This window comes from Luteolibacter arcticus, from assembly GCF_025950235.1.
GTDB classification, from domain to species: Bacteria; Verrucomicrobiota; Verrucomicrobiia; order Verrucomicrobiales; family Akkermansiaceae; genus Haloferula; species Haloferula arctica.
The window spans coordinates 127,109-147,573 of the sequence record NZ_JAPDDT010000012.1; the positions used below are offsets into that span (position 1 = coordinate 127,109).

The 20,465-nt window shown below is 62.3% G+C and carries 17 protein-coding genes; 9 read left to right on the top strand and 8 right to left on the bottom strand.

Annotated features, from left to right (window positions below; all coding sequences use genetic code 11):
- The first annotated feature begins 16 nt into the window (after positions 1–16).
- Together OKA05_RS21590 and OKA05_RS21595 are read left to right on the top strand one after the other, a co-directional pair.
- On the top strand, positions 17–1,657 hold the full coding sequence (locus tag OKA05_RS21590; RefSeq protein ID WP_264489271.1) for an ABC1 kinase family protein: 1,641 nt from the start codon (positions 17–19) through the stop codon (positions 1,655–1,657).
- 1 nt (position 1,658) lies between these two features.
- Complete coding sequence (locus tag OKA05_RS21595; protein ID WP_264489272.1) at positions 1,659–2,228, top strand: cysteine hydrolase family protein; 570 nt, start codon at positions 1,659–1,661, stop codon at positions 2,226–2,228.
- Between the two features lie 9 nt (positions 2,229–2,237).
- Here OKA05_RS21595 and OKA05_RS21600 read toward each other — a convergent pair whose 3' ends face one another.
- Entirely contained in the window at positions 2,238–3,350 is a 1,113-nt protein-coding gene (locus OKA05_RS21600; protein WP_264489273.1) for a Gfo/Idh/MocA family protein, read from the bottom strand.
- Positions 3,351–3,432: 82 nt separating this feature from the next.
- On the opposite strand from OKA05_RS21600, the gene OKA05_RS21605 reads away from it, so the two are divergent.
- Both OKA05_RS21605 and OKA05_RS21610 read left to right on the top strand, forming a co-directional pair.
- Complete coding sequence (locus OKA05_RS21605; RefSeq protein ID WP_264489274.1) at positions 3,433–3,771, top strand: hypothetical protein; 339 nt, start codon at positions 3,433–3,435, stop codon at positions 3,769–3,771.
- 119 nt (positions 3,772–3,890) lie between these two features.
- Complete coding sequence (locus OKA05_RS21610; RefSeq protein WP_264489275.1) at positions 3,891–4,778, top strand: glucose 1-dehydrogenase; 888 nt, start codon at positions 3,891–3,893, stop codon at positions 4,776–4,778.
- 79 nt (positions 4,779–4,857) lie between these two features.
- Here OKA05_RS21610 and OKA05_RS21615 read toward each other — a convergent pair whose 3' ends face one another.
- Complete coding sequence (locus OKA05_RS21615; protein WP_264489276.1) at positions 4,858–5,586, bottom strand: SDR family oxidoreductase; 729 nt, start codon at positions 5,584–5,586, stop codon at positions 4,858–4,860.
- A 177-nt stretch (positions 5,587–5,763) separates the two neighbouring features.
- Here OKA05_RS21615 and OKA05_RS21620 point away from each other — a divergent pair, with 177 nt between their 5' ends.
- A complete protein-coding gene (locus OKA05_RS21620) occupies positions 5,764–9,747 on the top strand; it encodes a family 78 glycoside hydrolase catalytic domain (RefSeq protein ID WP_264489277.1) in 3,984 nt (1,327 codons plus the stop codon).
- Positions 9,748–9,766: 19 nt separating this feature from the next.
- Here OKA05_RS21620 and OKA05_RS21625 read toward each other — a convergent pair whose 3' ends face one another.
- Together OKA05_RS21625 and OKA05_RS21630 are read right to left on the bottom strand one after the other, a co-directional pair.
- Positions 9,767–10,534: a S8 family peptidase gene (locus tag OKA05_RS21625; protein WP_264489278.1), complete on the bottom strand. Its 768-nt coding sequence runs from the start codon at positions 10,532–10,534 to the stop codon at positions 9,767–9,769.
- Positions 10,535–10,539: 5 nt separating this feature from the next.
- The gene (locus OKA05_RS21630) at positions 10,540–10,992 is read right to left on the bottom strand and encodes a GAF domain-containing protein (protein WP_264489279.1); all 453 of its coding nucleotides are present in this window, start codon (positions 10,990–10,992) and stop codon (positions 10,540–10,542) included.
- 91 nt (positions 10,993–11,083) lie between these two features.
- On the opposite strand from OKA05_RS21630, the gene OKA05_RS21635 reads away from it, so the two are divergent.
- Complete coding sequence (locus OKA05_RS21635; protein ID WP_264489280.1) at positions 11,084–11,788, top strand: RNA polymerase sigma factor; 705 nt, start codon at positions 11,084–11,086, stop codon at positions 11,786–11,788.
- A gap of 69 nt (positions 11,789–11,857) precedes the next feature.
- Here the strand turns inward: OKA05_RS21635 and OKA05_RS21640 are convergent, their stop codons facing one another.
- Positions 11,858–12,169 (bottom strand): hypothetical protein, encoded by a 312-nt coding sequence (locus OKA05_RS21640; protein ID WP_264489281.1) that lies wholly within the window; start codon positions 12,167–12,169, stop codon positions 11,858–11,860.
- A 268-nt stretch (positions 12,170–12,437) separates the two neighbouring features.
- On the opposite strand from OKA05_RS21640, the gene OKA05_RS21645 reads away from it, so the two are divergent.
- Together OKA05_RS21645 and OKA05_RS21650 are read left to right on the top strand one after the other, a co-directional pair.
- Positions 12,438–12,677 (top strand): hypothetical protein, encoded by a 240-nt coding sequence (locus OKA05_RS21645; RefSeq protein ID WP_264489282.1) that lies wholly within the window; start codon positions 12,438–12,440, stop codon positions 12,675–12,677.
- Between the two features lie 81 nt (positions 12,678–12,758).
- Positions 12,759–13,193, top strand: a complete 435-nt coding sequence (locus OKA05_RS21650) for a cyclic nucleotide-binding domain-containing protein (RefSeq protein ID WP_264489283.1) — start codon at positions 12,759–12,761, stop codon at positions 13,191–13,193.
- Between the two features lie 33 nt (positions 13,194–13,226).
- On the opposite strand, the gene OKA05_RS21655 is transcribed toward OKA05_RS21650, so the two are convergent.
- Positions 13,227–13,370, bottom strand: coding sequence for a hypothetical protein (locus tag OKA05_RS21655; protein ID WP_264489284.1), 144 nt, complete (start codon positions 13,368–13,370; stop codon positions 13,227–13,229).
- A 216-nt stretch (positions 13,371–13,586) separates the two neighbouring features.
- Between OKA05_RS21655 and OKA05_RS21660 the strand changes: the two genes are divergently transcribed.
- On the top strand, positions 13,587–15,191 hold the full coding sequence (locus OKA05_RS21660; protein ID WP_264489285.1) for a GlcG/HbpS family heme-binding protein: 1,605 nt from the start codon (positions 13,587–13,589) through the stop codon (positions 15,189–15,191).
- Between the two features lie 47 nt (positions 15,192–15,238).
- Here OKA05_RS21660 and OKA05_RS21665 read toward each other — a convergent pair whose 3' ends face one another.
- On the bottom strand, positions 15,239–16,549 hold the full coding sequence (locus OKA05_RS21665) for an NHL domain-containing protein (protein WP_264489286.1): 1,311 nt from the start codon (positions 16,547–16,549) through the stop codon (positions 15,239–15,241).
- Positions 16,546–20,457, bottom strand: coding sequence for an LVIVD repeat-containing protein (locus OKA05_RS21670; RefSeq protein ID WP_264489287.1), 3,912 nt, complete (start codon positions 20,455–20,457; stop codon positions 16,546–16,548). Before OKA05_RS21670 ends, OKA05_RS21665 begins: the two co-directional genes overlap by 4 nt.
- Positions 20,458–20,465 lie beyond the last annotated feature (8 nt).

The window sequence follows — 20,465 nt, forward strand, 5'->3', positions numbered from 1 at the left end:
TTGCGAATTGTTAGGTATGAAGATCGCGCCGGCGAACCTGAGACGATACAAGGATGTTGCGTGGCTTTTCATGAAGTATGGAGGTCGCGGTCTCGCGGCCGAGGCGAGGTTCTCCGAGGCATTCGACGGCGACGCCCCGGCGGCAGCCGAGGATGCGACCCAGCTCGCGGCGGATCTCGAGCGCCTAGGTCCGGCCTTCGTGAAAATCGGGCAATTGCTTTCAACGCGGGCGGACCTGTTGCCGCCCCCGTTTCTCGAGGCACTCGGGCGCTTGCAGGATCAGGTGGAGCCGGTGCCGACGGAGCAGATCCGGGCGGTCGTCGAGGAGGAACTCGGGGTGAGGATTTCCAAGGCCTTCGATGAGTTCGATGACAAGCCCTTGGCGGCGGCGTCCTTGGGTCAGGTGCACGTCGCGGTTTTGCGCGGCGGCAGGCGCGTGGCGGTGAAAGTCCAGCGCCCGGACATCCGGAAAGAGATCGCGGCGGATCTCGATAGCTTGGGAGAAGTTGCCGGATTCCTTGACGCGCATACCGACTTCGGGAGGAAGTACGAGCTGGCGCGGCTGGTGGAGCATTTCCGCGGCAGCCTTCTCCACGAGCTCGACTACCTGCGCGAAGCCGCCAACTTGGCAGAGCTGCAACGCAATCTCGCGGGCTTCACGCGGCTGGTTGTGCCGGGAGTAGTGGCGGATTACTCGACCGGCCGGGTCCTGACGATGGACTACCTGCCCGGCACGAAGATCACTTCGCTGTCGGGCGCGGTGATGACCGACTTGGACGGTGGCGTGCTCGCGGAGGAACTCTTCGATGCCTACCTGAAGCAAATCCTGGTCGATGGCTTCTTCCACGCCGATCCCCATCCGGGCAACTTGCTGCTGACCCATGATCGCCGGATCGCGATTCTCGACCTGGGCATGACCAGCCGGATCCAGCAACGCATGCGCGATCAACTGGTGCATCTGCTGGCCGGCATCAGCGAAGGCAATGGCGTGCAGACGGCGGAGGCCGCCATGGGCATCGCTTCGGCCCGGGAAGAGTCGATTGATCGGGCGGGCTTCACGAACGCGGTGGAAGAAATCGTAGGCACGGCGAAGTCGCGGAGCCTGGGCGACATCAACATGGGGATGATCGTCCTGCAAGTGACCCGCGCCTCCGCTGAAGCGGGCCTGCGAATTCCGCAGGAGATGAACATGATCGGGAAAGCGCTGCTGAATCTCGACCGCGTGGGTGCCGTGCTCAGTCCCAGCTTCGATCCCCAGCAGTCGATTCGCCGGAATCTGACGGGCATCAGCCAGGCGCGCATCCGGGAAACGCTGACCTCCGCCAACCTGATGGGAATGCTGACCGAAACGAAGCAATTCGTGGGGCAGCTACCTTTGCGGCTGAACCGGATCTTCGATCTGGTGGCTGACAACAAGCTGAAGGTGAAAGTCGATTCGATCGATGAGAAGTCCTTGATCCAAGGTCTGCAGAAGGTGGCCAACCGCATCACCATGGGCTTGATCCTGGCGGCCTTGATCGTCGGCAGCTCGATGCTCGCGCGGGTGGATACCACCTTCCGGCTCTTCGGTTACCCCGGCTTCGCGATGGTGCTGTTCCTCTTGGCCGCGGCTGGAGCGCTGCTGCTCTTCTTCCAGATCCTCGTCAAAGACCGCTAACATGTCGCGGCTGCCACCTCACTCCGCCTTGCTGCTGATCGACGTTATCAACGACTTCGAGTTCCCCGACAGTAAGCAACTGCTTCGCCACGCCATCCCGGCGGCGCGGCGGCTGGCCGGGCTGAAGCATGCTGCCAAGGACGCGGGCCTGCCGGTCATTTACGTGAACGACAACTTCGGCCGGTGGCAGTCGACTTTCCAAGAACAGATCGAGCGCTGCATGGCGGCCGATTGTCCCGGGCATCCGATGGCGAGCTTGCTGCCGCCGGAGAAGGACGACTACTTCGTGCTGAAGCCCCTTCACTCCGGCTTCTACTCCACCTCGCTGGAAGTGCTGCTGGGCTTCCTGAAGGTCCGCACGATCGTGCTCACGGGCTTCGCCGGTGACATCTGCGTGCTCTATACGGCGAATGACGCCTACATGCGCGCCTTCGAGTTGATCTTTATTCATGACTGCGTGGCGTCGGAAAGCGCGGCGGGGAACCGGGCGGCGATCGAGCACATGAAGACGCGGCTGAAAGCGCGCTCATTATCCTCGCGGACCTTCATGGAATGCCTGAAGGACTCTTGAGATGGCGGGCTACCGGCGATCCGCCAAGGCCTGCGCCGCGGTGGCGTAGGCGAGGGAGGAGAGCCCATTCGCCTCGCTGACCGTACGCCGATGGGTCGCATCCCGGATCGCTTCGATCTGGTCGCGCAGCAAATCGCGGAGCATCTGCCCGTAGAGGTCGTGCTTCGCCAAGCCGGGCTGATCGACGAGATTGATGCGCACATCGACGGTGCGCGAGCGATGGCGACTTGTGGCCTGTCGCTCGGACTCGCCGTAGCGCTCGACAATCTCGACCTTCGCGCCGGGAAGCAGGGCGACCAAAGCCTCCAGCCCCGCCTCGCTCAAGGTGGCATCGAGTTCAAGCTGGGTCGGCACCCACTCGCGCATGCGGAGGGTGCCTTGCTCGAAGAGGATCAGCCACGCCTGCTGGTCGCGGCGAAGCATCTGGTGGAAGCCGTGGTAAAAGTTCGCCAGCGTGGTGTCGCCGTATTTCACGGCGCATTGGACCTGGTCGATGATGTCCGTCCCGGGACGGGTCATTTGCTGGGCGGACAGCACTTCACCTGCTCCGAACCACCATTCGAAGAGGTCGAAGAAATGCACGCCGTGCTCGATGAAGATGCCGCCGCTCTTTTCCGGATCCCAGAACCAGTGGCCGGCACCGAGAGTCTCGTCTTGGGCGGCATTGACGAGCTGGGCGTGCAGCGGATCGCCAAGGATGCGGGACTCCACCAATGCCTTCACGGCTTGGCAGAGTGGGTTGTAGCGCATGATCAGATTCACCGCCAGAATGCGTCCTCTCTCGGCCGCGAGCCGGACGAGCTTCTCCGCGTCGACCATGGTGGTGGCCAGTGGCTTTTCACAGAGCACGTGAAAGCCCGCCTCCAGCGCGGCGGTGGCAAGGCTCGCGTGGGTGAATGGCGGCGTGGCGAGGTGGATGAGGTCGATGTCGGTGCGATCAAGCAGTTCTTGGGGCGTGGCGCAGGCGTGCAGTTGGAAGGCCTCCCCGGTTTTCGCCGCCAGGTCCGGCTGGTCATCGGCCACGGCGACGCAGACGACTTCCTCCATCTGCGAGTACTCCTTCAAGCAAAACCGGCCGAATCCTCCGCAGCCGATGAGTCCGTAGCGCAGGGGTGGATGCATGGGATCCCTTCGCGTGGAGCGTGCCAGTGAGGCTGCGGAGAGTGCCTCCAAACTGGCACGCAGGTTGCCGGGAGAAATTGTCATGAAGTTCTTCGTCCCCTTTGCCCAAGACGATTCCGCTGCGGAGCTGATCTACCGCAAGGTGGCCAGGCGCTGCGTGGAGAGCAGTGGCATCGACCTGAATTTGGATCGAGTCTTTGCCCTCCGCTATCGTTTCCGCGAAAGCGAATACCTCGCGCAAATCGGGATCCCGCATCCTCCCGGCGAGCCGGAGGTGGTGATTTGTATCCTGGCGTCCGACGTGGCGTTCTTCATCTGTACCCAGATGCACGGGGTGAACTACGGCGATCCCATGATTATTCCCCGCGGGTTGGTTTCGGACGTGGAATACTTCAACGGCGTGCGCGACGAGATCGCGTGAAATGGCGTCGCCTGTGCAAGCTGCGCTGGCTTCACGGGCAATCTGCATGGAATCCCTGAAGCCAAGCAAAGGATCCGCGGCAAACTCCGCGTGGCGTGATGCCTGCGAGGAGTGTCCCCATGGGAAACAAATCGAAACACGAGAGCGATGAGAAGCCGCAGCGCCCGGAACAATCGCAGTCCCATCAGCCGGGCCGTGAAAGCGAGATGACGCCGTTGCCCAAGTATGAGAATGCGGACTTCAAAGGGAGCGGTCGTCTTGAGGGCCGGGTCGCTATTGTCACGGGAGGTGACTCCGGCATCGGCCGAGCGGTGGCGGTGGCGTTCGCGCGGGAGGGCGCGGATGTCGTGATCGTCTATCTTGAGGAGGAGGAAGACGCCCGGGAGACCTCACGGCTGATCGAGGAGAAGGGAAGGCGCTGCCTGCTCCACTGCGGTGACATCGGCAGGAAAGGGGAGTGTGAGGAAACCATCGAAGCGGCGATCGGTGTCTTCGGACCCCTCGACATCCTGGTCAACAACGCCGCAGAGCAGCACCCGAAGCCGTCGATCGTGGACATCAGCGAGGAGCAGCTGGAGCGCACCTTTCGCACGAACCTTTTCTCGATGTTCTTCCTCACGGCGGCGGCCTTGCCACACTTGGAGGCCTCACCTTGCCCGGCGATCATCAACACAACTTCGGTGACCGCGTATCGGGGAAGTCCGAAGCTGCTCGACTACTCTGCGTCGAAAGGGGCGATCGTAAGTTTCACCCGGTCGCTCGCGGGACAACTGGCCGATCGCAAGATCCGCGTGAATGCAGTGGCACCCGGTCCGATCTGGACGCCATTGATCCCGGCTACCTTTCCTGCGGATGAAGTCGCCACCTTCGGCTCCGACTCGCCGCTGGGCCGCGCGGGAGAGCCGTGGGAGTGCGCGGAATGCTACGTCTTCCTCGCCAGCGAAGCAGCGAACTACATGACCGGCCAAGTCCTCCATCCCAATGGCGGCGAGATCATTAACGGCTAGGCGTCGCTCCGACGATACTCTTTGATCGATGGCGGGGACTTGCGCCTGGGATTGGAGACATCCCACCATGGTCAACGAGCTAGACGACTTGCAGGTGAGGGCGGACTTGCAGTTCGATCACGTCGCTGCGCTTCGGCTGGCTCGCGACGAAGAGAATCGCGCGGGCCACGTCGTCGGCATGGAGCATTCTGAAAGTTGCTTGCATGGCGCGTTGCTCTTCTTCGGTCTCGTCCACCATATCCGTCGCAATGGAGCCGGGCTCGATGAGACAGACGCGAATGCCGAGGGGATTCGCCTCCTTGCGCAGGGACCGGGCGAAGCCGCGGACGCCGGCTTTCGTCGCCGTATAGACCGCTGCGTTCTTGTCGAAGACGGCCGCACTCATGGAACCGGTCATGATGATCTGGCCGCCGCGTTCCCGCATTCGCTTGATCGATTCCAGCGAGCACGCGATGTAGGAGAGGAGGTTTACATTGACCACTTCGCGGCACTCCTCATGGGACATCGTGGTGAGTTCACCGTGGGCGCCAAGGCCGGCGTTGAGGATGGCGATGTCGATCTCTCCCAGCCACTCTTCGGCGCCCTTGAAGAGCGCCTCGACGCCCTCGACCTTGCCGATGTCGGCGGCAACGCCACCGATCTCCGCTCCTTGCTGCCGGCCGGTTTCGATTGCCTCTGCCAAGCGCTGCGGATCCCGCCCGCAGACGAAGACGCGGCAACCTTGGGCGGCGAACATCAAGGCAGTCGCACGCCCCACCCCCGTCGTCCCGCCAGCGATCAGGACTCCCTTTCCCTCCAATGCTTCCATGACGGAGTCGTTCGCTCGCAGCGTGCCAAGACGAGGCTTTCGCCAGCAACGACTTGCCGAACGTTGACATCTTCGCAAAGTAAACCGCCTGGATTGTGACACTTTACCGTCAAATAGTGGCACGATCTGGGAATGGGTTGGAATCGCTCCCGATTCGCGGCGCGCTAATTTTCGGGCGTGAGAGATCTCCTGGCCATCCTCGTTCTCGGCGTCCTCTCGTCGGCCCACAGTCGGGCCGATCTGGCGGTGTCGAAGCTCCGCTGCGAGTATCTCGTTGATCCCATCGGCATCGATGAGGTCCAGCCGCGTCTTTCCTGGGTAGTATCGTCACCCGAACGGGGCGAGAAGCAAACGGCCTGGCAAGTGTTGGTCGCGTCCACCCCGGAGGCCCTCGCCGCTAGCCAAGGCGATCTCTGGGACAGCGGGAAGGTCGTGGGCGATGCCACCAGTCAGATTGCCTACCAAGGTGCCACTCTCGGCTCCCGCAGCGAGTGCCACTGGAAGATCCGTGCTTGGGACAAGGACAACCAGGCATCGCCATGGAGCGCCCCGGGGAAGTGGAGTGTCGGCCTGCTCGAAAACTCCGATTGGACCGCCAAGTGGATCGACGGCACAAACTTCGGCTCCGAGGAGAGCGGCCCGGCGCCGACGATCCTTTCCGCTTCCTACCGCGCAGTCGATGGCACCGGCACTCCCATCGACGCGACGGATCTGCTTGCGGGGATGGCTGCCGAAGGAGGCTTCGTCGTGGAGGTGACCAACGAGACCTTCGGTGGCGACCCTTCCTACAATCACCTGAAACAACTAAGGATCCAGTACCAACGGGGAACACAGACCATCACGAGAACCTACGCCGAGAATAAGGCTGTTAGATTTCCAGCGGATCTGCCCGCCATCGTATTCCCGACCATCACAAGCGCCCGCTACGAATCGGTGGCGAATCCCTCGACCTTCCGCGATGTCACGGCGTCGCTGCAAGGCAGCGCGCAGGGAGGGGACTTCAGCGTGGTGGTGAACAACGGCAACCTCGGTGGCGACCCCTCACCGGGGCAGGTCAAGCAACTCCGTGTGGTTTACCAGATTGACGGCGTCAGCTCCGTGCGGCTGATCAATGAGAATGCCACCTTCAATTATCCGGCCGACCTTCCAAAGCCGATCGCGGTAACACTCACGGCAGCGACCTACGCTGCCATTGACGGCACCGGCTCTGCCAATGTCCTGGGGAATCTGAATAGCCGCGCCTCCAGCGGACCTTTCTCACTGGTGGTGAACAATGCCGCCTTTGGCGGCGATCCGGCACCCAACAAGGTGAAGCGTCTGCGCTTGGAATATGCCTTTGGCGGGGAGTCGCTGGTCAAATACATCGATGAGCGGGCCACTCTGAACTACCCCGGCGATCTCACTGCGCCGACCAACGTTCCGCTGCTGCGCAGGTCCTTCACGCTGGAGAAGACGGTGAGGAAGGCCACGCTCCACGCCACCGCGCTCGGCATCTATGAACTCATGCTGAACGGCCAGCGTGTCGGCGATTCCATTCTCGCGCCCGAGTGGACCGACTACTCCAAGCGCCTGCGCTGCCAAGCCTACGATGTAACCGCCCAGCTTGTCGCTGGCGAGAATGTGTGGGGAGCGCAAGTCGCGCCGGGATGGTATTCGGGTCACATCGGCAATGGCGGCTTCACCTACTGGGGATCCAGTCCGGCGCTCCTCGCGCAGATGGAGATCACCTTCACCGATGGCACCCGCCAGACGATTGGCACCGATGGCTCCTGGAAAATGGCCCCGAGCCCGACGACCTATACCGACTTCATGTTCGGCGAGGATTACGATGCCCGCCGTGAGGTGGGTGACTGGAGTGCGCCGGGCTTTGATGCCTCCGGGTGGAAGAGCGTCCTGCTCCGTATCGAACCGGAGCGTCCGATCGATAGCCAGGTGATGGAGCCTGTGCGCAAGCTGATGGAGATGACGCCGAAGTCGCTTGGCCAACCTGCTCCCGGCAAGTGGACCTACGACCTCGGCCAGAACATGGTCGGGGTGCTGCGTCTCAGAATCACGGCTCCCGCCGGCACGAAGGTCATCCTCCGCCACGGCGAAATGCTGAACCCCAATGGCACGCTCTACACCGACAACCTGCGCGGCGCTCCTTCGATTGATTCCTACACTTGCAAGGGGGGAGGGGAGGAGACGTGGACGCCCAGGTTCACCTTCCATGGCTTCCGCTATGTCGAGCTCACGGGGGTGAGCAGCCAACCGCCGCTGGATGCGATCACCGGCATCGTGTTCGCGTCCGACACGCCGCAGGCCGGCGAGTTCACATGTTCGGACGGTTTCATCAACCAGCTCCAGTCGAACATCGTGTGGGGACAGCGCGGGAACTACCTGAGCGTGCCGACGGATTGCCCGCAACGGGACGAGCGTCTCGGCTGGCTGGGTGACGCGCAGGTCTTCGTCCGCACCGCCACCTACAATGCGGACATCGCCGCTTTCTTCACCAAGTGGATGACGGACGTGACCGACAGCCAGTTGGTCGACGGCCGTTTGCCCGACGTGGCACCGAATGCCGCGCCGAGCTCGGGGACGCCAGCGTGGAGCGATGCGGTGGTGATCTGTCCGTGGACCATCTATCAGGCCTATGGCGACAAGCGGATCCTGGAGAAGAGCTACCCCGCCATGAGAGCGTGGGTGGAATACTGCCGGACGAATAGCACCGGCTCGATCCGCGACCGTGGCCGCGGGGCAGACTACGGCGATTGGCTTTCAATCAATGCCGACACCAACAAGGAACTGATCGGAACGGCCTACTACGCCTATTCCGCCAGGCTCCTCGGCAGGGCCGCCGCCGTCCTCGGCAAGACGGCCGATGCCGCGACCTATGAGGCGCTCTTCCAGACCATCAAGATCGCCTTTAACAACAAGTATGTGAATCAGGGCACCGGGGCTTTCATCGGCACCGGCTCGAGCACCCAGTGCGCCTATGCCTTGGCGCTGAAGTTCGACCTGCTCCCGCTCTCGCTTCGCGATGAGGTGACCGAGCTGTTGGAAAACGACGTGATCGCGAAGGGCAACCATCTCTCCACCGGCTTCGTCGGCGTGAGCTACCTGCTGCCGGTCCTTACGGAAGGCGGCAAGAATAACACCGCCTACAACCTGCTCATGCAGGACACCTTTCCCTCCTGGCTCTTCTCCGTGAAGCTGGGCGCCACAACCATCTGGGAGCGTTGGGACGGATGGACGCCGCAGAACGGCTTCCAGAGCACCATCATGAATTCCTTCAACCACTACTCGCTCGGTTCCTGCGGTGAGTGGCTCTACGGCACGGTCGCCGGCATCGATCTCCATCCCTCCGTCCCGGCCTACAAGAAGATCCTGATCCGTCCCCGTCCCGGTGCCGCGCTGACCGATGCGAGCGGCACGCTGGACTCCATTCACGGCGAGATCGCCAGTTCGTGGAGCGCGCATGCGGGTGGCTTCGCGCTGAACGTCACGATTCCCACCAACACCACCGCGGAGGTCCATGTGCCCGCCGCCAGCGCTGCCGACGTGATGGAGTCGGGGCTGCTCGCCAACAGCGTTGCCGGGGTCACCTTCCTGCGCATGGAGAGTGGGGCCGCGGTCTTCGACGTGGTCTCCGGTCGCTACCGCTTCTCCACCGGCACCCCGGCTCCCGGCAGCGATACCTCTGCCCGGGATCCACAGGCCCCGCTGAAGATGCGGATCTCGACCCTGATGGCGAATGACGGCAGCGGTCTCGAATTCCTCTCCGTGGACGAGCTCAGTGTGAACGGAGCCTCACTCGCGGTGATCGACGGCTGGATTTCCTACACTCCCCAATCCGGCAACGAAGGACCGGACACCTTCGCCTACACCGTGCGCGATTCCGAGGGCGGCATCCGCAGCTTCACCGTGAATGTCGGGATCATTCCCGCGGATGCACCGGTGCAGAAGGTCGAGTCCTTTGGCTCCCTGGTGGATGGATCGCGCCGCGTCGCCTTCATTGGCATCCCCGGCCGCATCTACCGTGTCCAGTCCAGTGAAACGATGAGCGATCCGGAAAGCTGGGCGGACCGCGAGACGATCCAAGCGGATGAAGAAGGACGCTTTGAACTGATCGACTCGGTCCCTCTTCCGGAGAAGCGGTTCTACCGCGCGATCTTCCCTTGAGGGGCATCGGCGAGATGTTTCACGATTCCCTATCCGTGAGATGTTCCAGTGCTTCCCTCGCCATCGAGGGGGTCATTGCGGGAAATCGTGAGAGCAGCCGCGCCAGCAGGCCCGTGACATGCGCGGCGGCGAAGCTGCTGCCGGAGACGCTCGCGTGTCCGCCCCGCGGCTCCGGAACGCGGATGCGCGAGCCCGGAGCCGCGATCGTGACATGGTGCCGGGGCTCCGCCTGGATCGCCATGCAGCCGGTCCCTTCACACGCCGTCACGCCGAGCACCTGGGCGAAGAACGCGGGCCATTCCGCCACGTCAGCCGCCAGGTTCGATGAGGCCGCCACGACGATCCGGTCGCGATGAAATGCCTCGTCGGTCCAACTCTTGTAGAACGGGAGGGTGTAGTTCATGCCGGGCACCCCAAAGGAACAATTGAGGATCGCCGCTCCTCGATCGATCGCGAAGTCCGCTCCCGCGCGGATGACCTCATGGCGGTTTTGCCGCTGGTTGGCACCGAGGACCGCCACACCGAGAATCCGCGCGGCGGGTGCCAGACCGTGAATGATGCCGGCGATCGCCGTGCCGTGCCCCACCGGATCGTGATCGTGCGCTGGTACGACGGAGGGCGAGGTTCCGTCCATGGCCACCCGCCAAGATTCCATTGGCTCCAGCCGCGCGAAGTCCGGATGTCGGGGATCCACACCGGTGTCGAGAATCGCTACGGTGACACCAGCTCCATCCCCTTCGTCAAACGCACGCAGGCAGTCTTCCCGGATCGGCCAGGGCCGGTGCATTCGCGTCAGAGATCGTTCCATGCGTTTGCAAGTTCCCGTGCCAAGGCGGAAAGTCGCGACAAGCTGGCCAGCGAGAAATCCCTCGGTTCCAGGTTGCCGTGAAAGACCACGGTGGAGAGCACTCCTTCATGAGCCTCGTTCAGGCTGTCCCGCACGGGGACGGCCATCATCGCCACGCCATGGGTGCCAAGTCTCGCGTCGATCGCGGGATCATGGCCTGGCTGGTCCTTGAGCGAATCTTCCAGGATCGCCTGGCCGGTGAGATGAACTTTCGAGATCAGGCCGCGGTCCAAGGGTTGGCGCATACCGATCATACCGGGCTCCATCGGATTGGCGATGGCCACAAGATGATCGTCCTCCGCGATCCACAGGGTGATGCCATTGGCGCCAATCTCGCGCGCGAACTCGAGCATCCGGGCTTCCACCCGTTCCTTGGCGACATGCGAAAGGGTTTCCATCTTATGACTGCGGGATCACGCGGCATCAGACCGGTTTTCGCATTGCCTCCATCTCACCGTGGCAGTTAGCATCCGGCAAGACTGAAGAACTATGAATCGTTCCCCCGCGATTTCGGATGAACTGATCGAGCACCTTGAATGGGCGGAGCTCGCGCTTGAGGGCGATCCAACAGCGACCGAAGCCGTCATGAAGATGTTGCGCTCCGACGACTTGGTCGCCGCGTTGCGTTCTCGCGGTGCCAGTGAGACGGAGGCCGCGGATATTCTCGGGGATCTCGCGGGCGATTGTTTCGGCGGCGAGCGTGCCAAGGGTGGCCTTCATCGCTTGCTCGGACGCTACAATGGCGCCTGCCCGCTGCCTGCCTTTTTCCGCCACGTGGCCGTCAACCGGCTGATCACTCTCAAGCGCAAGCAAGCGCTGCGCCCGGAGGCGAGCAAGGGAACCGACGACGATGAGGATCCGATCGATCGCGTGCCGTCTCCCGCCTCCGGGAACGCGGCGGATGAGACCCTTATCCCTCTGCTGCGTGACGCGGTGGTGCGGGCCTTTCAAGCGGTCGATGTGGAAAGGATGGTCGTGTTCCGGCTGGTGCACTCGTATGGCGTCCCGCAGAAGCGCGTGGGTGCGGTCTGGGGATGGCATGAGTCGAAAACCAGCCGGGCGCTGGATGCGTTGCGCGAGGATCTGAAGACATCGATCATCGCTGAAATCCGCCGCGCGGATCCGTGGCTACAACTTGAATGGGACGACTTCCTCTCGCTCTGTGGCGAGTCGATCGATCTTTTCGCCTCGTGACAAAAGTCGATGCCCGCCGGGTCAGGAGGAACCCCGGCGGACATCTTTTCTTCTCGGGGAGGGAAGGCTTCAGTTCATCCCACCATAGGGATAAGGCGACGGAGCGTAGGTCAACGGCGCGTAGGCCGGCGGAGCATAAGTCGGCGGAGCGTAGGTCGCCGGCGTGTAGGTCGGCGCTTGGTTCGATTCGAGCGCCCGCTTTTCCTCCAGTCTTTCGCGATACTGTTGGTAACGGATCTGCTCCTGCTCGATCTCTTGCTGCCGGTATTCGCTGTACCCCTTGGTAACGGCGGTGATGGTTTCGGGCGTGATCATGTCGCACGACGGCAGCGTGGTGAAAGCGAGGGCGGCGAGGGGGACCAGGAGGGACTTTGTTTTCATCGAAGTGGAACGGGGAGTTGTTGGCTGGTTGAAGTCCGGGCGATCCGGGGTGATCGCTTGCAGACATGGCCAAGACGCGGTCCGCCGGGTGACTTGCGGAAATCGCGGAAACTTTTTTCGAGAGCCGCGCCGGCGCGATTGATCGACGTCTCCGGAAGTTCTTCCGGATTGCCGGGGAGAGAGGTTTTCGCTACCTTCGCAACTGCGCGTGAATGGAGTTTTTCCGACTCATTTCACAAGATCCCGCAAGTCCCGCGTAATCCCGTGTATGAATGCTGAACACCCACCCAACGACGACTTGAAGGTCCTTCACGATTTCCTCGGAGCCTTCGATCAATCCGCCCTGGCCCATGCCCGCGCGGACCTGACCGACGAGGAAAAGCGCGAGATCGAAGGACTCGCCCAAGGTCAGCTCACTCCCGAGCAACGGAGTTCGCTGCTGCCGGTGCTCGCCACCAATGAAAATGCCATCGAGCTGCTCGCCAGCCTGCTCAAGAGCGGGGCTTGAACGCGGCCCAGACAAGGCCGCGTGGCCTGGGAATGTAAGGGTCAACTTGCCTAGGCATGATGGACATGCTAGACGGGACGAGTGGAAAAGATTCCCACGGGCGTTCCGATTTTCGCCGGGCTGGATGACTCGGCGCTGGAGTTGCTCATGGAGGGCGCGCGGAGCTTCAGTTGCCAGGCGGGCGACGTGATCGTGCGCGAGGGCGAGTCGAGCAATGAGATGTTCGTGATTGCCGAAGGGTCGGTACGGATTTGGAAGGGTTTCGGCACCCCCCAGCAGATGGAACTCGACCTACTTAAGAAGAACGATTTTTTTGGCGAGATGTGCATTCTGGAGACGCTGCCACGCGCCGCCACCGTGCAAGCGGTCGGTGACTGCGAACTCGTGGGAGTGAAGTCGATGGCATTCTACCGGCTGCACAGTGCTCGACCCGACCAGCATGGAATTCTGGTGGTGAATCTGGCTCGCGACCTATCGCGCCGGATCCGCGCGCTTCACAGGAGGTTCGTCGTGTAGTCCGCGGGCCGGGGGGGGATGCCTCAAGTCCCGCTAGGGGCCTCCTGAAACGAGCCGAGTGAAGATGTCATCGAGCGCTGTCGCGAAGCCCGTGGAGGCCGAGGTCGGGGACGGCATGAGCAGATCGATGAGAAACAGTCCGAATAGGATGCTCCAGGTGAGGATCTTTGCCTTCATGGAACCATGACGAGCGAGGGTCCGGATCTTGCACGGATTCTCCAGATGCCCTCCATTTTCATGGGAACCCTTCCGATTGAGGTTCCCGTTCCAGCGAGCATGGAGGGGCCTATTCTCTTGCCAACCGCCTTGGATTCAAGATAGGAGAACATGTCGATGGGCCGCGTTCTTGCCGCACTTTTCCTGCTTCCGTTCGCCCCGCTATGGGCTCAACGGATGACTCAGAGCGAAGTCGAGACGGTCTTGGCCCAAGGAGTCCAAGCGTCATCGGTAACTTCGACGGGCGACCGCGTGATCGCGGTGGTGGACCGGGAGGGGCATACGTTGGCGGTTTGGTTTGCTGATGTGGGGGCGACTTCCACGATCAGCGAAAAGACACTCGCCGTAACCGTAGGTGCCGCGGTTTCCCGGGCCGGGACGGCAGCGTATCTCAGCAGCAATCAGAATGCTTTCACCACGCGAACCGCCGGCTTCATCATCCAGCAGAATTTCCCTCCGGGAGTGGCTAACAGGCCGAACGGGCCGCTGGTAGGCGTGGGTTTTTCGAATCTCTCATTCACCGACACGAATACCTTCAAGGCTCCGGAGGTTGGCGGCAGCTTCCCTTTGCCCGCGGTTCCTGGGATCAATGCCGCCCAGGACATTCGGAGCGCACGGCCGGCGAAGGAGTTCCGAAGTGTGCCCTATGTCAGTCTCGCGGGCGATCCCGGCGGCGTTCCCTTGTTCAAGGAAGGGGTGCTGATTGGCGGGATCGGAGTCGCTGGCTTCAACGAAGTCCCGCTGGAGGATTTTGAGATCGCCTTCGCACCGAGCGTAAGGGAACAAATCGCCCTGAGCGGGCAAGCGGGCTTTCGCCCCAACCCCCTGTTCGCCGGGAGCAATGTTCTCATCGATGGCATCCGCCTCGCCTATCAGGTCGGCAATGGCTCCAGCTCGACCATTCTCAACCCGGCGGACTATCTAATGAACGTGGCCGCCGGGCATGCGGTGGTTTTAACTGACATCGATGGCGTTGCTGGAACTCTGGATGATGGCCCCGTCGATTATTCGCCTAAAGGTTCGCCCGTTCCGGTGACCTATCCGAATCCATTCGGGCTTACCGATCGGAATGGTATTCCCGGCGAGCTTCGCACGGCGATCCGCGCGGATCCCATGGGTGGTATGATCCACTCCGAAGCCCGCCTTTCGGCGGCCGAAGTGCAGTCGATTCTCCGGCTCGCCGTCGAGCGTTCGAAGATTACGCGGGCTGGAATCCGCCTGCCACGAGGCCAGGTCGCGCGGGTGTGGATCACGGTGGTGGGCAATCCCAACTCGCCCGGAATAGAGCCGCCCGTTCTTGGCACCTATCGAACTCCGGAAGCCACGTTTTTCAGTTGGGACGTGTCCATTCAGAAGGCGCGAACTGCGATCTTCTTTTCCAGGGGCCGGGAACGGGGCGAACCGCGAGCGTTCTCCTGTCGCTCGGTGGGATTTCTTGCCCAGACGATGTATCCTCCTGGCATTGTTGGGACAGCCGCGGGCCCGCTTGAGGGGCTTCAGAAACTCCTCTCCACACCGACCGGGAATGACCCCTTCGAGCCGCCCAATTACAACGTCCCAAACGGCATCACGATTTTCCCGGGGGGCTTTCCGCTCTATCGGAATGGGGTGCTGATCGGTGCCATCGGGGTTTCCGGAGACGGGATCGAGCAAGACGACATCATCGCGGCCAGCGGTGCGCGGGACTTCCTTCCTCCGCCGGCGGCTCGCGCAGACAACATGGTCTATGAGCGCGCGCGCATTCCTTATGCGAGGTTCCCGCGCGTGGCCTCAGGCTTCTGACGCGGGTTGCTTGGAGCCGCAGGCTTTTCCCTCAAGGGCGCTCTCCTTTAAAAGCCGAGGAGCACGATTCGATAGATGCCGTTGGCTTGGTGCGCGGGGACAAAGAACTTGATGAATGTCAGCTCGCCGATCGCCCGGACCGGGGCATGCGGTCCGCTTTCCCAGCCTTGCGCTCCCAAGGTCTGAAGCTCGTAGTCGCGACCCGGCAGGCTGTCCCAGGTGAGGGTTATTTCCCGGGTGGGACCGTTCATGGAAATGAAGATGTCGAACTTCGCAAGGATCAGCCGGACCTCTTGATTGAAGGTGTCCGCCACATACACATTTCCCTGAGGATCGCTGACGGCCGATGTAGGACCGGACAACTCGTTGGGCGCGGGCGGGGACTCGATCTGGTCGTTTCCCGCGAATCGGGACACCACGCCAGTCGCGTCGAGCCGGAACAGCGAGTTGCGAAGGGAGTCGCAAATGATGAAGCCTCCGTCGGGGTGGGGAGTGATGTCCGTCGGCTCGCCATAGCGCGCTTCGAGACGAGGTCCCATCGCGGTGCCAGACTCGGAGCTGTTTCCTGAGAAGGTGGTGACGACGCCCGCGGAAGTCATGCGGCGGATCGAGTGATTGAGAGTGTCCGCGATGTAGATGCTGCCATCCGCTCCCACACAGAGTCCCTGGGGCGAGCAGAACCGTGCGGCCGAGCCGCTTCCATCCGTCTTTCCCCAGGCTCCGGGTGAACCTGCGATCGTGACGACGTTCGCGCTACCGTCGATCCTGCGGATGACTTGATTGCCGGTATCGCTGACATACAGGTATCCCGCTGGTGAATAGGCGATCCCGCCCGGGCTATTGAAGCGGGCGTTTTTGCCCTTGCCGTCGATACTCACGGGCACGGTCGTGTAGGCGGTCGTTCCATAGTTCAGCGTGATGTCATCAGCGTCGCCGAGATCTCCGGCCATCGTGGTCACCGTGCCATCCGGTGTGATCTTGCGGATGCAGTGATTCCCGCTGTCGGTCACGTAGAGGGTGCCGCTCGTCGTTGACAGGGCAATGTCGGTGGGGAAACGAAATCGCGCGGCAGATCCGACGCCGTCGACGGCTCCCGGCTCTCCCGCCGCACCGGCCAGCGTGGTGACCACCCCGGCCGCCGAGATCTTGCGGATCACATGGTTGCGGCCGTCGCAGACGAACAGGTTGCCCGCGGCGTCCCGCGCCATTCCCAAGGGATCGTTGAAAAGCGACTGGCCTCCCATTCCGTCCCGATGTCCGGCTTCGCCATTCACTCCCGAAACCGGCGAGACCGGATCCACCCCAAAGGCAAGCGGGCAGGTGGCGAGCAGCAAGGTGATGTAAGAAAGCCATTTCATCGTTCTACCCCCTCCGGAGCTCTTCTTCTCCGCTCGTCACGTTGGATCTCGACCTCCTTGCCTGCGGCGGAAGCCGGGACCTTGAATGCCCCGGTGGGGGCAAGTGCCTGCTTGCTGGCATTGAGGAGCGCGCCTGCCTCGCCATGGCGAACGTCGGAGACCTTGTAGACCGGACCGTCATGGGGGGAACTCTTCGCGTCCTCCGGTGCGGGGGAGCTGTGTCGGAAAAAGGCCCTCATTTCCTCCAGATTGAACGGCCGTGAGCCGCGCCGGCCGAAGACCACGGTCTGGTTGCCGCTCTCGTCAACCACCCGGTCCCGATCGAGTCCACGGGACACCGTCACGGCGATGCCCTTGGTCGGATATCCGGCGATCAACCTGGGCTGGGGCAGCGGCGAGAAGCCCATGTGCCCCGGCACGTTCTCGGGCGAAATCAACTGCAGCACCCGCATGCCATTGTGGCCGTCAGCGACCAAGGCAAACATCGAGGCATTGACCGAGCCGACCTGCACGTCCCTGACATCGTTGAGCTGCCCCCCGGCGGTGATGTGATCCAGTAGCTTGGGCTTCTCCGGATTCTCGATGTCGATGATGGCGAGGCCGTCCGCTCCATTGGCGACATAGAGATAGGTCCGTGCCGCGTACAAGCCCTCCGCGTGATTCAAGGGGACGGAGGCAACGAAACGCGGAGCGGTGGGATCGGAGGTGTCGAACACCTTCAACCCTTCCTCATCGGTCACGAAACCATAGCGCCACTGCAAGGTGAACTGACGAGCCCCGCGAAGCTTCGGGCCCGAATATCCTCCCGCCAGCCGTGGAGCGGTGGGTTCCGAGGCATCGACCACAGACAGCCCATTCGCCGTCGTGATGTAGATCCACTGGCCGGCCATCCATGCATGGCGTGCGCCGGTGAGTGCTCCGTTCGGATTGAAGGTGGCCACCTTCTTGACGAAGTTGTTTGCCGGATTGCCGTCGAGCAAGGTGACCACATCCGCCACGACCAGCCCCTCCTCGAGGTCGGTCACGAAAGCGTAGCCATGATACTTCTCGATCGGCGGTTCTTCGTTCTGGGGAAGTCGTGTCCGCGCGGGATCGTTGATCAAGGTGCTGGGAAGCGCCACCGAGGTGGCAAAGGGAGTGTCGAAGAAGGTGTCTTGTCCCAGGGGCGAGACCGGCGCGGTCACGATCCGCTCCGAGAAGTTCTTGTTGTCGACATTGGCGATGTCGAAGACGCCGAAGCCCTTTTTCCCGAGTGCGGCGTAAAGGTATTCGCCACGAGCCTGGAGATCGAGGGCGCCTCCCTTAGCGTGGTGATGGTAGGCGGTCTTGAGAAGGTTCTTGTTCGCCTCGTGCTGGCGATGGTTGTCGGGATAGGCGATGCGGTGGAGGTGGCTTCCGATCGCGGCCTGTGGCTCGCTTTGCTCCGTCCAGGCGACTGCCTCGAGCCCGTGATCATCGGTGCCCACATAGGCATAGCGCCCGAAGAAATTGACCGTTCCCGTGCCAAAGCCGAGCAACTGCGTCATGATCGCGTTGTTGTCATTGTCCTCCGAGAGGTGGCAGTCGCTGCAGTTCTTGGTCGTGCCTTTGCCACTGGTGGTGTGGGCGAAGTGAGGGTTGAAGGCCTGCCCCGAATGACCTTCCGAGGCAACCGTCTGCTGCTGGGAATAGAACCACTCGCGATTCGGCCCCTGCGAACCGACGACCACCGCGCTTGAGGAGCGCAAGACGGCCATCCGGTTGTCCTTGGCGGTGCTGTCCTTGCCGAGCATGAAGACGTCGTCGCGCACTACCTGGGGATTGTAAGAGGTGTAGTTCCGGGAGGTGGTGCCTTCGAACTTGTTAGTCGCCATCTTGTAGTTCGCCTCCATGGGCAGGTGACAGCCGAAGCAGGAGGTGGCCCAGGACGTGTGGCAGGTCTGGCAGTCCATTTCCTGATTGCTGTGCGCGAGTTCCTTCCCACACTTCGCCGGGTCGTCGGGGACGGTTCCCCAGTTGCGCCCGTCGCGCTTCAGGGTCTTCGCGTAGGCGCTCATGGCGTTGTAGTGTTCGGAGTCCGGATTGACCGTGTCGATCGTCTGCGGGATCTCCCACTCGAGTTTCTCCTCCATCGCCGACTGCTGGAAGAGCTGCTTGCCATCGGCACTCCACCGGAAGCGCGGTCCGAAGGAAGTGTTGCTCGCGCGCAGCAGGTCAACCGGTTCGACCTTGCCGGCCTTCGACAGCGTGCCGCCTTTGCCTGAGGTGATCAAGGAGGGGCGCTGGCTGACGGTGCCGTGGCAATCCACGCAGGTGACCGAGGTGGCCGCTCGCGGCTCGACGTAGAGCAGCCCGTTCCCATGGACATCGTCGAGGAAGTGGCAGTCGACGCACTGCATCCCGCGCTCGAGGTGGACATCCTTCAAGTGGACCGCCTTCTTGAACTTGTCCTTGTCGTCGTGGGCAATGGGATCGCCCGCACGGGTCAGGAGGGTTCCCTCACGGTCCTTCTTGAACACCCCGCGGAACATCCAGCCATGGCCATGGTAATCGGCGAACTGGGTGTGCTTCAGCTTGGGATTCAGTTCCGCGGATTTCTCCAGGAAATTGATGTCTCCCCAGAGCCCTCTCGCGGCGGCGGCCTCGGGATTGTTTCGCAGCGACTTCGCCATCTCCTCGTCGCTCGGGTCCTTCTGCTCCTTCGGATAGAGGTGCTCGCCATCCGACTCCTGATCCCACCAAGTGTATCCGAGATAAGGATTCACGAACAGGTTCCCCTGGTGCATGTGGCAGGTCATGCATTGGCTGGAGGGGATGCTGCGGGTGAACTTGTGGGCGATCGGGTGACCCTTTTCCTTCTTGGAGATCATGGGATCCGGATTGAAGGACAAGCCTTGGTTCCCGTAGGCGCTGTACCATCCCGAATTCGAGGGCGAGCGGTCGTTCGCATAGACGACGTGACAGGAAGTGCAGCCGCTGGAGCGGTAGTCGCCGGGCCGATCGTTCGATCCGAAGAAGTCTAACAACGGATCGTGAAGCCGCGTCTTGTGGGCGCCGATGATGACGGGGTCGATCCGCGACAGCGTGCCGAGGCCACGCTCCGACAGTCGCCGGAGCGGACGGCCGGGGGGCTCGAATGGATCGGGATTGCCGAGGTCAAGGGGCTTGGCTCCGCCCTTTTCGAAGATCCGGAACACGTTGCCGGTTTGCCCGATATGGAAGCGCGGCAGCGGCATGATCTCCGGCACGATCGCCATCTTCCTCTTCATTTCGTCGGTCACATTGATCGGGCTGCGCAGGGCCAAAGGCACGCCATTGGCTCCGTAGGCCTGCCCGAAGATCGAGTCCTTCAGCGGATAGGCTCCGTTGTTGTAGGCCGCCGCACCCCACAGCATCGCGCCATGCCGCATCATGCTGTGATTGACGTGGTCCACGGATTCCGCATGACAGTCGCCACACGTCGTCTTCGCCACCCGGAGGTCGCCGGGATTGACGAAGCGGATGAACTCTGGCGACTCGTGATTGAGCAGGACGTCACTGCCGCTCGGATTGGCCGAACTCTCGAAGAAGACCGGATTCCGCGGGGCAACGTGGGCCTGCCGCATGGTCAATCCCGGTGTCGGATCTCCGCCGTGACAGTCGATGCATCCGAGCCGCACATTCGGGCTGTCGTGCGGGTCGTGGGATCCGGTGTGGCATTCCAGGCAGCCGCGGCTGTTTGCCATGACGGTGATCGTGGATTGATCGACCTTGCTTGCCGCGGGAATCGGCGCGTTTGATTTTCCGCCCACTTGGGGCACGGCGATCGCGGGACCAAACAAGCCGCCTTCCACTTTGCCCTCCGGAGGTTGCTGGGCAAGCGCCAGCGGTACCCACAGGCTGACGATGAGCGTGGTGACGATCCGCAGGCGTGGAGAATAATTGTCCATTTTCAGAA